Source organism: Inquilinus limosus DSM 16000 (assembly GCF_000423185.1).
Classification (GTDB): domain Bacteria; phylum Pseudomonadota; class Alphaproteobacteria; order DSM-16000; family Inquilinaceae; genus Inquilinus; species Inquilinus limosus.
The window spans coordinates 1-12937 of the sequence record NZ_AUHM01000010.1 but is presented as its reverse complement, the minus strand read 5'-3'; the positions used below and the strand labels follow the sequence as shown (position 1 = coordinate 12937).

12 protein-coding genes are annotated in these 12937 nt (G+C 68.9%); 9 read left to right on the top strand and 3 right to left on the bottom strand.

All coding sequences use genetic code 11. The features are described from left to right. Nucleotides 1–73 precede the first annotated feature (73 nt). The 3 genes from G537_RS0112335 (at nucleotide 74) to G537_RS0112325 (ending at nucleotide 1487) form a co-directional block, all read left to right on the top strand. A complete protein-coding gene (locus tag G537_RS0112335; RefSeq protein ID WP_026870382.1) occupies nucleotides 74–340 on the top strand; it encodes a DUF1467 family protein in 267 nt (88 codons plus the stop codon). Beyond that, nucleotides 319–894: a DNA-3-methyladenine glycosylase I gene (locus G537_RS0112330; protein WP_051248354.1), complete on the top strand. Its 576-nt coding sequence runs from the start codon at nucleotides 319–321 to the stop codon at nucleotides 892–894. Before G537_RS0112335 ends, G537_RS0112330 begins: the two co-directional genes overlap by 22 nt. Before the next feature lie 95 nt (nucleotides 895–989). After that, the gene (locus G537_RS0112325; protein WP_162146101.1) at nucleotides 990–1487 is read left to right on the top strand and encodes a twin-arginine translocation signal domain-containing protein; all 498 of its coding nucleotides are present in this window, start codon (nucleotides 990–992) and stop codon (nucleotides 1485–1487) included. A gap of 320 nt (nucleotides 1488–1807) precedes the next feature. Here the strand turns inward: G537_RS0112325 and G537_RS0112320 are convergent, their stop codons facing one another. Further along, nucleotides 1808–3097: an NCS2 family permease gene (locus tag G537_RS0112320; protein WP_026870379.1), complete on the bottom strand. Its 1290-nt coding sequence runs from the start codon at nucleotides 3095–3097 to the stop codon at nucleotides 1808–1810. A 150-nt stretch (nucleotides 3098–3247) separates the two neighbouring features. Between G537_RS0112320 and proS the strand changes: the two genes are divergently transcribed. The 4 genes from proS (at nucleotide 3248) to G537_RS0112300 (ending at nucleotide 7941) form a co-directional block, all read left to right on the top strand. Beyond that, nucleotides 3248–4561 (top strand): proline--tRNA ligase, encoded by a 1314-nt coding sequence (gene proS, locus G537_RS0112315; protein WP_026870378.1) that lies wholly within the window; start codon nucleotides 3248–3250, stop codon nucleotides 4559–4561. 172 nt (nucleotides 4562–4733) lie between these two features. Continuing rightward, on the top strand, nucleotides 4734–5996 hold the full coding sequence (locus G537_RS0112310) for a lipoprotein-releasing ABC transporter permease subunit (protein ID WP_026870377.1): 1263 nt from the start codon (nucleotides 4734–4736) through the stop codon (nucleotides 5994–5996). After that, nucleotides 5989–6690: an ABC transporter ATP-binding protein gene (locus G537_RS0112305; protein ID WP_026870376.1), complete on the top strand. Its 702-nt coding sequence runs from the start codon at nucleotides 5989–5991 to the stop codon at nucleotides 6688–6690. The genes G537_RS0112310 and G537_RS0112305 overlap by 8 nt, the downstream gene beginning before the upstream one ends. A 3-nt stretch (nucleotides 6691–6693) precedes the next feature. Beyond that, entirely contained in the window at nucleotides 6694–7941 is a 1248-nt protein-coding gene (locus G537_RS0112300) for a lipoprotein-releasing ABC transporter permease subunit (protein WP_026870375.1), read from the top strand. 25 nt (nucleotides 7942–7966) lie between these two features. Here the strand turns inward: G537_RS0112300 and G537_RS0112295 are convergent, their stop codons facing one another. Continuing rightward, nucleotides 7967–9193, bottom strand: a complete 1227-nt coding sequence (locus G537_RS0112295; RefSeq protein WP_026870374.1) for an MFS transporter — start codon at nucleotides 9191–9193, stop codon at nucleotides 7967–7969. 122 nt (nucleotides 9194–9315) lie between these two features. Between G537_RS0112295 and G537_RS0112290 the strand changes: the two genes are divergently transcribed. Continuing rightward, entirely contained in the window at nucleotides 9316–10128 is an 813-nt protein-coding gene (locus G537_RS0112290) for an AraC family transcriptional regulator (RefSeq protein ID WP_026870373.1), read from the top strand. A 364-nt stretch (nucleotides 10129–10492) separates the two neighbouring features. Here the strand turns inward: G537_RS0112290 and G537_RS0112285 are convergent, their stop codons facing one another. Then, on the bottom strand, nucleotides 10493–11419 hold the full coding sequence (locus tag G537_RS0112285; protein ID WP_245579007.1) for an SDR family oxidoreductase: 927 nt from the start codon (nucleotides 11417–11419) through the stop codon (nucleotides 10493–10495). 916 nt (nucleotides 11420–12335) lie between these two features. Between G537_RS0112285 and G537_RS37645 the strand changes: the two genes are divergently transcribed. Further along, on the top strand, nucleotides 12336–12937 hold a 602-nt coding region (locus tag G537_RS37645), incomplete at its 3' end, for a hypothetical protein (protein ID WP_026873051.1).

Below are 12937 nucleotides of genomic sequence, written 5' to 3'. Positions count from 1 at the left end.
GCAGGGACGAAAAGACCCATGCATCCCGCCCGCTTGGACGGGTAAGGAGGGGGGGACAGTCCGGAGGGAACGCATGGGCCTGGTCAGCGGCATCGTCGTCTTCGTCATCATCTGGTGGACCGTGATCTTCGCGGTCCTGCCCTGGGGCGTGCGGCCCCAGGTCGACGATGCGCAGCCCGGCCATCAGGTCGGGGCCCCGGCCAATCCGCGGATGGGCCGCAAGGTGCTGATCACCACCGCGATCAGCATCGTGCTATGGCTGGTGATCTATGTTCTGATCAGCGAGAACGTCTTCTCCTTCCGGGACTGGGCCGAATCATGGACGAAGGGGCGATACTGACCACACCGGCGCCGGCGAAGACCTACTGCGCCTTCGCCGAGGGCGACCCGCTGCACAAGGCCTATCACGACACCGAATACGGCTTCCCGGCCCGCGACGATTCGGTGCTGTTCGAGCGGCTGATCCTCGAGATCAACCAGGCCGGCCTGTCCTGGGACCTGATGCTGAAGAAGCGCGAGAGCTTCCGCCGCGCCTATGCCGGCTTCGACATCGACAAGGTGGCGGCCTTCGGCGACGCCGACCGCGCCCGCCTGCTGACCGATCCCGGCGTCATCCGCAACCGGCTGAAGGTCGACGCGGCGATCGAGAACGCCAAACGGCTGCAGGCGATCCGCGACAGCCACGGCAGCTTCGCCGCCTGGCTCGACGCCCATCACCCGCTGACCAAGGCGGAATGGGTGAAGCTGTTCAAGAAGACCTTCCGCTTCACCGGCGGCGAGATCGTCGGCGAATTCCTGATGAGCCTCGGCTACTTGCCCGGGACCCACCATCCGGGCTGCCCGGTCTACGCCACGATCCTGAAGCTCGACCCGCCCTGGCGGCGCGGGGGCTGAAACGGGCGGTCCCGCCCTGAAGACCGGATCTCCAAAAAGACACGAGTCTCTGTCAATCATGGCTCTCGTCTGGAGCAATGCGGCGCAGGGGATTCATGATCGGCCTTCGTTCCACGGCCTCTCGAAGGGCCGCTCTGGTGTTGACCGCCGCGGCGGCCGTGGCGTTGGTGGTCGGCCTCGTATGGGATCGCTCGCCGCCGTCCGAGCTCAGCCTGCCGCCCTGGCCGGCGGGCGTCGGACGGTCGGACGAGTACGCCTTCGGGGACGCCGTCGGCGCGCGTGACCTGCGTGCCTGGGGACCGGTCTTCGACGCGCTGGCGGAGCGGTACGGCGGCAAGGCCAGGCTGAGGCTCATCCGTCTCACCCTGCCGGCGGATGCCGATCTCGCGGCGCTGCGGCGCCGTTTCGACGAGGAGATGGTCGACCACCGCCGCTGGCGGGCGGTGACACAGGAGATTCCGCACGGCGACGCGTGGGCGCACGGCTATGAAAGCCCGGACGGCCGCGACGTCTTCATGCTGGTGGGGATCGATCCGCGGCCGGGCGAGACGCTCGTGCCGCTCAATGTCCTGACGACGATCCCCGGCGGATGAAGGGAGGGGCGATCACGGACAGGACGGCGCGTGCGGACTTCGGGACGACCATCACGAGCCTCGCGGATCGTCAATGAGAGTGCCGGCAATGATCGGGGAGCCGCATGGGTGCCCGCGCACAAAAAAACGGCAGGGCCGAAGCACCTGCCGGTCGAAAATCTGTCCTTATAGTTGTGTCGGCGGACTTTAGTCCTGCCAGCACCCCCGACAGTTTCCTCCCTAAACTCGAGCCTGCCCTTGTCGCTTTTATTGTTCAGGCGAGGCGGACCTTAGCGAGGATTCATGCGGCTGTCACGCAGAATCGCATGCCCCCCATGCGGTCAGATCAGAGCGAATTTCAGCACGAACAGCACGGCCAGGATCGCCACCGCCGGATGGATGTCCCGCACGCGGCCGGCGAGCAGCTTGACGCCGGCATAGGTGATGAAGCCGAAGGCTATTCCATGGGCGATTGAGTAAGTCAGCGGCATCGCCACCGCACAGACCACGGCGGGCACGAATTCCGTCGTGTCCTCCCAGTCGATCTCGGCCAGGCCGCGCACCATCAGGCAGGCGACGAACAGCAGGGCGGGGGCCGTGGCGAAGGCCGGGATGCTGGTGGCCAGCGGCGCCAGGAACAGGCACAGCAGGAACAGCACCGCGACCACCACGGCGGTCAGCCCGGTGCGGCCGCCGGCATTCACCCCGGCCGCGCTCTCGATGTAGCTGGTCACGGTCGAGGTGCCGAGCGCCGAGCCCAGGCAGGCCATGGTGCTGTCGGCCAGCAGCGCCTTGCGCAGCCGCGGCAGCCGGCCCCGCGCGTCCAGGAGGCCGGCGCGGTGGGCGACGCCGATCAGCGTGCCGGCATTGTCGAACAGGTCGACGAACAGGAAGGCGAAGACGATGCTGATCAGGCCGACATGCACCGCGCCCGACAGGTCGAGCTGCAGGAAGGTCGGGGCGAGGGACGGCGGCAGGGCGACGATGCCGTTGAACTGCGACACGCCGAGCAGGATGCCGGCGACCGCGACGCCGAGGATGCCTATGATGATCGCCCCGGTGACCCGCAGCGCCACCAGCGCCGCCATGACGACGAAGCCGACCGCGGCCAGGATCGTCGGCACGGCGTGCAGGTTGCCGATGCCGACCATGGTCGCCGGGTTGGCGACGATGACGCCGGCGTTCTGCAGCGCGATGATGCCCAGGAAGAAGCCGATGCCGGCCGAGATCGCCATCTTCAGCGACCGCGGGATGCTGTTCACGATCGCTTCCCGGATCGGCAGGACGCTGATCACCAGGAACAGCAGGCCGGACAGGAACACGGCGCCCAGCGCCACCTGCCAGGAATAGCCCATCTGCCCGACCACGGTGTAGGCGAAATAGGCGTTCAGCCCCATGCCCGGCGCCATCGCGATCGGGTAGTTGGCGTAGAGGCCCATGAAGGCCGAGGCGACCGCCGAGGCCAGGCAGGTGGCCACGAACACGGCGCCGTGGTCCATTCCGGTCGAGGCCAGGATCTGCGGGTTGACGAAGATGATGTAGGCCATCGTCAGGAAGGTGGTCACACCCGCGAGGACCTCGGTGCGCAGGGTGGTGCCATGTTCGGACAGTCCGAACAGCCGTTCGAGCATGGTGGGGACCTCGGGTCGCCGTGCGTGAAGGAATTGGGGCATTTATGGGGAGATTCGAGGTGGCGCGGAACCCTGCATGGACAGGCCGCCGGTCCTTCCCTAAAGTCGCGCGCCTGACGTTCTCAACGGTTCCAGACGGAAGCCCGCTCGATGCGCCTGTCCCAGTTCTTCCTGCCCACCCTGAAGGAGACTCCCAGCGAGGCGCAGATCGTGTCGCATCGCCTGATGCTGCGCGCCGGCATGATCCGGCAGCAGGCGGCCGGCATCTATTCGTGGCTGCCGCTGGGCTTCCGGGTGCTGAAGAAGATCGAGCAGATCGTGCGTGAGGAGCAGGACCGCTTCGGCTGCCAGGAGATCCTGATGCCGACGATCCAGTCGGCCGATCTGTGGCGCGAGAGCGGCCGCTACGACGATTACGGCAAGGAGATGCTGCGGATCCGCGACCGCGGCGACCGCGACCTGCTGTACGGGCCGACCAACGAGGAGGTGGTCACCGACATCTTCCGGTCGGCGGTGAAGAGCTACAAGCAGCTGCCGCAGCTGCTGTACCACATCCAGTGGAAGTTCCGGGACGAGGTGCGCCCCCGCTTCGGCGTGATGCGCGGCCGCGAGTTCCTGATGAAGGACGCGTACAGCTTCGACATCGACTACGAGGCCGCGCGGAGGTCGTACAACAAATTCTTCGTCTGCTATCTCAGCACCTTCGCCCGGATGGGGCTGAAGGCGGTGCCGGTGAAGGCCGACACCGGCCCGATCGGCGGCGACCTGAGCCACGAGTTCCAGATCCTCGCCGACACCGGCGAGAGCCAGCTCTATGTCGATCCGCGCGTGCTGGAGCTCGACACCGAGGCGCGGCAGCTCGGCCCCGAGGACGACCTGGCCGCCTTCGTCGAGCGCGTCACCAGCCTCTACGCCGCGGCGGACGAGCTGCACGACCCGGCCAAGTGCCCGATCCCCGAATCCGAGCTGCAGACCCGGCGCGGCATCGAGGTCGGCCACATCTTCTATTTCGGCGCCAAGTACTCGGAGCCGATGGGCGCGATGGTGACGGGGCCGGACGGCGTGCAGCGGCCGGTCGAGGGCGGCAGCTACGGCATCGGCGTGTCGCGCCTGGTCGGCGCCATCATCGAGGCCAGCCATGACGAGGCCGGCATCATCTGGCCGGATTCGGTGGCGCCCTTCGATGTCGGGCTGATCAACCTGAAGCCGGACGACGCCGCCTGCGACGCGGCAGCCCAGGACCTGTACCAGCGCTTCCGCAACGCCGGCCTCGACCCGCTCTACGACGACCGCGACGAGCGGGCGGGGGCGAAATTCGCCGAGATGGACCTGATCGGCCTGCCCTGGCAGGTGGTGATCGGGCCGCGCGGCGCCGCCTCCGGCACGGCCGAGATCAAGCGCCGGGCCACCGGCGAGAAGATCGAGCTGCCGCTCGACGCGGTGGTGGCGCGGATCAAGGGCTGAGGCGGGAACGGTTCATGCCCCAGGCTCTTATCGTCATGGCGAGCCCCGAAGGGGCGTGGCCATCCAGGGCGGCTCGCACCGGCCCCTGGATGGCCACGGCGCTGCGCGCCTCGCCATGGCGGTGAGATGATGGCGATGACGCTCCCCCACCCCGCTGCCTGATCGCAGCCGCATGTTCAACGCCTTCGAACGGAAAGTCGCCTTCCGCTACCTGCGGGCCCGCAGGAAGGAAGGCTTCATCTCCGTCATCGCCGGCTTCTCCTTCCTCGGCATCCTGCTGGGCGTGGCGACGCTGATCATCGTCATGTCGGTGATGAACGGCTTCCGCGCCCAGCTGGTGCAGCGCGTGCTGGGCCTCGACGCCCATCTCAAGGTCAGCGCCGCGGCCGGCGCCGGCCTGCCGGACTACGGTCCGCTGGCAGACAAGCTGCGGCAGGTGCCGGGCGTGGTGCGGGTGACGCCGGTGATCGAGGACCAGGCGCTGGTCAGCCGCGATTCCGACTTCACCACGCTGCAGGGTGCGCCCGTCGAGGTCCAAGGGGTCGAGCCGGCGGATTTTCTGGGCCGCCCGGCGATAGCCCGGTCGCTGCTGATCGACAGGCCGGAGGATTTCTCCGGCACCGACGTGATCGCCATCGGCAGCGGCTTGGCCGCCCAGTTCGGCGTCCGCCTGGGCGACGAGCTGACGCTGGTTACGCCGCGGTTCAACCGCACCGCCTTCGGCTCGGTGCCGCGGGCCAAGACCTACGCCGTGGCCGCGATCTTCACCACCGGCCTGCAGGAGGCCGACAGCCTGACCGTCTACATGCCGCTGGAGGCGGCGCAGCAGCTGTTCCAGATGAAGGGCCAGGCCGGCGGGCTCGACATCTTCACCGCCGATCCGGAGCGGCTCGACGCCGTGCGGGCGCGGGTGGCCGACGCGGTCGGGTCCGAGCTGAAGGTATCGGACTGGCGCGACGCCAACGCCACAATCTTCACGGCGTTGCAGGTCGAGCGCAGCGTCATGTTCATCATCCTGACCCTGATCATCCTGGTGGCGGCGTTCAACATCATCTCCAGCCTGGTGATGCTGGTGAAGGACAAGGGCGGCGACATCGCGATCCTGCGCACCATGGGCGCCTCGCGCGGCGCCATCCTGCGCATCTTCTTCCTGACCGGCGCCACCATCGGCGTGGTCGGCACCCTGGCCGGCCTCGCCCTCGGCCTGGGACTCGCCGCCAATGTCGACGCCATCCGCGAATGGCTGCAGGGCCTGCTGGGGCCCGGCACCTTCGCCGCCGAGTTCAGCTTCCTGGCCTCGCTGCCGGCGCTGGTCGATCCGGGCCAGGTGGTCGCGGTCTGCCTCCTCGCCATCGGCCTGACCTTCCTGGCCTCGATCTTCCCGGCCTGGCGGGCGGCCCGGCTCGATCCGGTGGAGGCCCTGCGCTATGAGTGACGCCCCCATGACCACCACCGCGGAGGTCCTCCGCCTCGAAGGCATCCGCCGCAGCTTCCGGCAGGGCGAGACCCGGCTCGACGTGCTGCGCGGCGCCGACCTGTCGCTGGCCGGGGGGCAGATCGTGGCCCTGGTCGGCCCCAGCGGCGCCGGCAAGTCGACCCTGCTGCACATCGCCGGCCTGCTGGAGCAGCCGGACGGCGGCGCCATCACCATCGCCGGCCAGCGCTGCGACGGTCTCGGCGACGGGCCGCGCACGGCGCTGCGCCGCTCGGCCATCGGCTTCGTCTACCAGTTCCACCACCTGCTGCCGGAGTTCAGCGCCATCGAGAACGTGGTGCTGCCGCAGATGATCGCCGGACGTTCGCGCGGCGAGGCCCGCCAGCGGGGGCGGGAGCTGCTGGCCCGGGTCGGCCTCGCCGGCCGGCTGGAGCATCGCCCGGCCCAGCTCTCGGGCGGCGAGCAGCAGCGCGTCGCCATCGCCCGGGCGCTGGCCAACGCGCCGAAGGTGCTGATCGCCGACGAGCCGACCGGCAATCTCGACCATGCCACCTCGGACTCGGTGTTCGAGATGCTGGTCGAGGTGGTGCGCTCGACCGGCGTCGGCGCCCTGATCGCCACCCACAACCTGGAGCTGGCCGCGCGCATGGACCGGGTGGTGGAGATGCATGACGGCGTGCTGGTCGAGCGCTAGGCCATGTTCAACGCCTTCGAGCGCAAAGTCGCCTTCCGCTATCTGCGGTCCCGCCGCGGCCAGGGCTTCGTCTCCCTGATCGCCGGCTTCTCACTGCTCGGCATCGTCATCGGCGTCGCCACGCTGATCACCGTCACCTCGGTGATGAACGGCTTCCAGACCGAGCTGCTGGCCCGGTTCCTCGGCCTCAACGCCCATGTCAGCGTTGCGCCGCTGGGCGGCCGCGCCATCGCCGATTACGAGGCGGTGGCGGGGCGGCTGCGCGGGGTCGACGGCGTCACCCGGGTGGTGCCGGTGGTCCAGGGCATGGCGCTGGCCAGCGCCGGCAAGGCCTCGGCCGGGGTCGAGATCCGCGGCGAGCGGCCGGAGGATTTCCTGGCCCGGCCGCTGATCGCGCAGGCCCTGCAGTTGCAGTCGCCCGACGCCCTCGCCGGCGGCGATGCCGTCGCGATCGGCAAGGGCCTGGCCGAGAAGCTCGGCCTCTCCCTCGGCGGGAAGCTGACGCTGCTGGCGCCGGGCGCCGCGGGGCAGGGGGAGCAATCCGCCGGCCCGACGGCGCGCGCCTTCACCGTGGCCGCGATCTTCGACGCCGGCCTTTACCAGTTCGACACCGGCGTCGCCGTTCTGCCGCTGGAGACGGCGCAGTCCTTCCTCGGCCTCCAGGGCGTGTCCCGGCTCGACCTCTACGTCCGCGATCCGGACCGGATCGCCGAGATCGGCCCGGCCCTGCAGCGGGCCGCCGGCCCCGGCGTCCGCTTCTTCGACTGGAAGCAGGCGCTGAGCGGCTATCTCGACATCGTCGCCGGTCAGCGGAACGTGATCTTCGTGATCCTGTCGCTGATCGTGCTGGTGGCCGCCTTCAACATCATCTCCAGCCTGATCATGCTGGTGAAGGAGAAGGGCGGCGACATCGCCATCCTGCGCACCATGGGCGCCTCGCGCGGGTCGATCCTGCGCATCTTCTTCCTGGCCGGCGCCACCATCGGCGTCATCGGCACCCTGGCCGGGCTCGGCCTCGGCATCGCCCTGGCAGACAGCCTGGAGACGCTGCGACAGTGGCTGCAGCAGTTGACCGGCACGCCGATCTTCGACCCCCGGCAGTACTCCTTGACCCGGATCCCGACCGAGATCGACGCGGGCGAGGTCGTGCTGGTCTGCGGCATGGCGCTGGTGCTGTCGCTTCTGGCCTCGGCCTACCCCGCTTGGCGGGCCGCGCGGCTCGATCCTGTCGAGGCCTTGCGGTACGAGTGAGCGCTTTGCAGACGATCGGCGCGCTTCAGCCGATCGCACGGCCGGGGCGAGGGGCGGCGGCAAGCGCGACGACGGCCACGGCGAGAGGGGCGAAGGACAGCCAGAGGACCGTGGCCCACCCATAGGACGTCAGCAGGCCGCCGGACAGGAAGGACCCGAAGGCCATGGTCCCGAACACGACGAAGTCGTTCAGCGACTGCACCCGCGCCTTTTCCTCGGGGGCGTGGCATTCGAGCACCATGGCCGAAGCGCCCACGAAGCCGAAGTTCCAGCCGAGGCCGAGCAGGATCAGCGTCAGCCAGAAATGCGCGACATCCACGCCCGTCAGCCCGACCGCGGCGGACGCGGCGGTCAGGACCAGCCCGGCCGTGACCACGCGGGCCGCACCGAAGCGCGTGATCAGCCGTCCGGTGAAGAAGCTGGGCGCATACATCGCGATCACGTGCCACTGCAGCCCGAGATTGGACGATTCCTGCGACAGGCCGCACATCTGCATGGCCAGGGGTGCGGCCGTCATCAGGAAGTTCATGAGCAGATAGGACACGACCCCGCAGATCACGGCGGTGATGAAGCGCGGCTGGCGCATGATGGCGCCGAGCGGGCGGCCGCCGGCTTTCCCCGTTGCCGCCGTCGGCGCGGGAAGCCGGACGCCGAGCAGGATCAGGGCGGACACCGCGGCCACGGCGGCCTGCGCCAGGAAGGTGGCGGCGAACAGGTGCGGCGGCCACAGGTTCATGGTGGTGGTGACGAGCTGCGGCCCGATCACCCCGGCGGCCACCCCGCCGGCCATGACGGCGGACAGCGCCCGCGGGCGCCGCTCCGGCGGCGCGCAGTCGGCGGCCGCGAAGCGGAAGGACAGCACCACGGCTGCGTAGGCGCCGCCGAAGAACGTCGCCAGGCAGAACAGCCAGAAGGAGCCCAGCACCACCGCCAGGGCCGCCAGCAGGCCGACGAGCAACCCGCATCCCGTTCCCGCCAGGAAGGCGGCGCGGCGGCCGTGACGCTGCGCGATCGTGCCGGCGGGCAGGGTGCAGGCGGCCATCCCCACCACGAAGATGGAGATGGGCAGGGTCGCCAGCGGCTTGCTGGGCGCGAGCATGTTGCCGACGATCGCTCCCGTCGCGTAGACGACCGTCGAATTCGCTCCGGCGAGCGCCTGCGCGACGGCCAGCCTGAGGACGTTGCCGCGCTCGTGTTCATAGAGGGCAGCGGCTGAAAGCCCGGCCGCGGTGCCGGCGTTGACATGCGACATGATGGTCCTCAGGCCGGAAGAAGGGCGTGCCCGCCTGCGCCGAAACTATCCCTTCACGCCGTGGCCGTCTTTCGACGGACTGACAATCTATGTAGATTAGCGGACAAATCCGGAGGCCGCCCATGACCTGGGAGACGATCACGGCGCCGCCTGACGCGGCTCCCCCGACGCCGATGACGGTCCGGGCGCAGTCCATTCCGGCGCGCCACCACTTCCCGGAGCACGAGCACCGCTGGAACCAGGTGGTCTACGCCATCTCCGGGGTGCTGACGGTGGCGGTGACGGGCCGCTCCTTCGTGATCTCGCCGGAGCAGGCGGTATGGCTGCCGACCGGCACGCCGCACCGGGTCGGATCGCTGCTCGGAGCGGAGTTCCGCAGCCTCTGGATCGCCCACGAGGCCGGAGCCGGCCTCCCGGAGAGCCCCACGATCTTCGGCGTCTCGCCCCTGCTGCAGGCCCTGATCGTCGAGGCCGCGGAGATCGAAGGGCAGGAGGATCCGGACGGCTACTCGGGCCGTGTCGTCGGCCTGATCCTCGATCAGCTCCGGCGCGCGCAGCCCCTCCCGGGCGCGCTGCCCTGGCCGCGGGAAGGGGCGCTGGCCACCATATGCGAGACCCTCTATGCCGACCCGGCCGATCCGCGCGGTCCTGAGGAATGGGGCCGGGAGCTCGGAATGTCGGCGCGGACGCTGGCCCGGCGCTTCGAGGCGGGGCTGGGCATGAGCCTGCGCTCCTGGCGGCGGCGCCTGCGGCTGTTCAAGGCAATCGAGCTGCTGGGCGGCGGCCTGGGTGTGACGCAGACGGCGATGGAGCTCGGCTACGGTTCGACCTCCGCCTTCGTCTACGCGTTCCGGACCGACATGGGCTGCAGCCCCCAGGCCTATATGCGCAGGCGCCTGCCGGACCGGGGCGTCCTCGCGTCGTCTCGTGCGTAAGGAGAGACTTCGGCGCGCCGAACCGTCGCTTTTGGGTGAGGGGCGGACCTTTGGGCCACGATCGATGAACGTCCGCACCGGGCCGCGGGCGGTCATCCCGCCTCCGCGGCGGACCTCAACAGCGAGTCAGGCGGCGCCTATTCTTCCCGATCATGATCATGTGGTTCGGCGTCGGACCGGGCTCCAGGGTTGCGACGGGCGCGCCGTCGTCCTTCTTCCCCGTCGCGATCGGCGTTGCCGGAGCGATGCGCGAAAACGGGCCGCGCCCGGCGACCATGATCCTTCGATCGAGCAAGGTGCATCGGCGGGATGACCGTGCCGTTCCGGCCAGCACCGTCGGCCCGAGCCTCGGCGCCCCGCCTCCTCAATGCGCTGTGAAACCGCCGTCGACCGCGAGGGCGTGACCGATCACGAAGCTGGAGCCGGAACTGCACAGCCACAGGACGGCGTCGGCGATCTCCTGGGCACGCCCGAGCCGCCCGATCGGCTGATCGCGGAGGATCTCCTTCATCGCATCCGCCTGCGTCGCGAGCATGCCGGAGACCATGGGCGTTTCGATCACGCCGGGGCAGACCGCATTGATGCGAATGCCGCGCGGCGCGTATTCCAGGGCGGCGCTCCGGGTCAGCCCGATCACGCCGTGCTTGGAGGCGTGATAGGCGGCCCGGCTCGGCAGCCCGACCAGCCCTCCGAGCGACGAACAATTCACGATCGCGCCGCTGCCCTGGTCCCGCATCTGGCGCAGCTCATGCTTCATGCAGGCCCAGACGCCGCGCAGATTGACGGCATTGACCCGCTCGAAGTCCTCCAGCGGCTCGTCGGCGGCGTCGCTCGGCGGCACCTGGATGCCCGCATTGTTGAACGCGGCGTCGAGGCGCCCGAACGTCGCCACGGTCTCCCGCACCATGGCCGCGACTTGCGCCTCGTCCGAGACGTCGCAGACCACCGCCAAGGCCTTGCGGCCCGCCGCCTCGAGCGCCTCCGCGGCGCCGCGAACCGCATCCGCGTCCAGGTCGGACAGGACCACGGCCGCTCCGGCTGCCGCGAAAGCCCGGGCCGTGGCGAGGCCCATGCCCGACGCCGCGCCGGTGACCAGCGCCACCTGCCCCGTGAAATCATAGGTCACAGACATCACAATTTTCTCCTCGGGAAAGTGCCGGGGCATAGCAAGAAGCCGCCCGAGCCCGCGTCCTTTCTCGGACCGGACTCTCAACGACGCGGGCCCGCCAGCAGCCTCCTTCGAGATCAGGAACTCCTGCGAGGAGGCGACGCTGACGCCGTCGACGGCCAAGATATAGAAACCAGGGCGGAAACGATTAGCGCCACGAAACCGCATGAGCTTATTAGGCTGTCTTCTGAATGACGAGCATCGTCACCCAGCGGCAACGTCCGCATCTCCGGTCAGGCGTTCCCAGTTCTCGTGGACAAACTTCGCCTTGTCGGCCTCGGCGAGCGCCAGGCCTTCCAGGAAACGGCGCGCGTCGCCGAGAGGGCGATCTGCAAAGGGGCGCGATACCGGTCACATCGATCTCCATGCCAAAGCGTCCGCAACGAGCCGGATGCGGAAGTTTCTGTGCAAGCGTCCGGTTTGGCACGGCTATCGGCGAGGAGACGAGCATCACCGGCACCAGGTCGCCCACACACGTCTTGCCGGCGCGGAGCAAACGCCAACGTGCAGGTGATGCCTTGGCTGCACGAGTTTATCGCCAAGAAGCGTATGCGTCGCGCCAGAGACCGGAGTCTCGCATCGGAAGGCACCTCGGACAGCGCAACGCAATCGGCCTTGTCGGGCACCTGGCATCCACCTTCGGTTTCGGCTTTACCGCCGTCGGCTGAGTCGCCACTGGGCGGCTCGTCTGCTTATTCTGTCTCCCTCTCCGGCGGGAGCAGCTTTTTCATGGGCGATGTTTCCAAGATCTCGCAGTACGAGCAGTCAGCAGCTTGCCGTTCGGGTGATTGCCGTGGCGGCTGGCGCCGAACATGCTGATCGTGGCGGAGTCGCAGAAGCGATGACGATCGTGGGCGCGCCACGTTCCACCTGACCCGAACTGCCGCCCTGGCTGCCGAGGCTGACTGTGATTGAAGATGTTTCGCCGATCTGGCCGCTCGGCAGCAGTATCCGGCAAAGGGCGGGCTTCCAGGTCGCGCTGCATCGAACAGCGATCCGATCTGTCAGTGGGATGGCGCTTCGGCGTCACGCAGCAGCGATGATCATCAAGCGCCTCATCTGTGCCGCGCTCCTCCTGGCGTGTTCAGCGGCGGCCGCCCACCAGGACGCGCCCTCGGCCGCAAGTCCGGCCAGGTGGCTCGCCGAATCCCGGTTCGTCGTCTCGTCGCTGGAAACCGGCCCGGTCGGCTATCTCGAAGCATGGGGCGGCTCGGAATTCGGCTACGCCTACACCTACGCGATCTCGGGCGCGCCCGCCGGCGTGACCGTGGATGCCGACACCGGCATGCTGTCGATCGGGACGCCGCTCGCCGTCGGCACCCATGGTTTCAGGACATCCGTGCGGAATCGAGGGGACACCTCGAGGGTCGCGGAGTTCCCGGTCACACTCGAGGTGGTGGCCGGGGCCGCCGCCAATCGCACCAGGGGCGCCGTTCTTCACAGGGACTATGTGGTCGATTCCGGCGAGTACGGCATGCCGGCCGGTTCCGACTACACCGAAGTCCTGATGAAGATTCGACGCGCCATCGTTCTCGACCAGAAGGCGGTGGGCGACGGCAATCTGCGGGCGACGATCATCTTTCAGGGCGGTCGCCAGTACGACTATGCGAACAATCGCTGGACCTTCGGCATCCAGTACCT

Excerpts from the sequence above, each read along its gene's own strand:
- proS (WP_026870378.1), top strand. The coding sequence starts at position 3,248 with ATGCGCCTGTCCCAGTTCTTCCTGCCCACCCTGAAGGAGACTCCCAGC.
- G537_RS0112305 (WP_026870376.1), top strand. The coding sequence starts at position 5,989 with ATGAGTGACGCCCCCATGACCACCACCGCGGAGGTCCTCCGCCTCGAA.
- G537_RS0112290 (WP_026870373.1), top strand. The coding sequence starts at position 9,316 with ATGACCTGGGAGACGATCACGGCGCCGCCTGACGCGGCTCCCCCGACG.
- G537_RS0112335 (WP_026870382.1), top strand. The coding sequence starts at position 74 with ATGGGCCTGGTCAGCGGCATCGTCGTCTTCGTCATCATCTGGTGGACC.
- G537_RS0112320 (WP_026870379.1), bottom strand. The coding sequence starts at position 3,097 with ATGCTCGAACGGCTGTTCGGACTGTCCGAACATGGCACCACCCTGCGC.
- G537_RS0112325 (WP_162146101.1), top strand. The coding sequence starts at position 990 with ATGATCGGCCTTCGTTCCACGGCCTCTCGAAGGGCCGCTCTGGTGTTG.
- G537_RS0112310 (WP_026870377.1), top strand. The coding sequence starts at position 4,734 with ATGTTCAACGCCTTCGAACGGAAAGTCGCCTTCCGCTACCTGCGGGCC.
- G537_RS0112300 (WP_026870375.1), top strand. The coding sequence starts at position 6,694 with ATGTTCAACGCCTTCGAGCGCAAAGTCGCCTTCCGCTATCTGCGGTCC.
- G537_RS0112330 (WP_051248354.1), top strand. The coding sequence starts at position 319 with ATGGACGAAGGGGCGATACTGACCACACCGGCGCCGGCGAAGACCTAC.
- G537_RS0112295 (WP_026870374.1), bottom strand. The coding sequence starts at position 9,193 with ATGTCGCATGTCAACGCCGGCACCGCGGCCGGGCTTTCAGCCGCTGCC.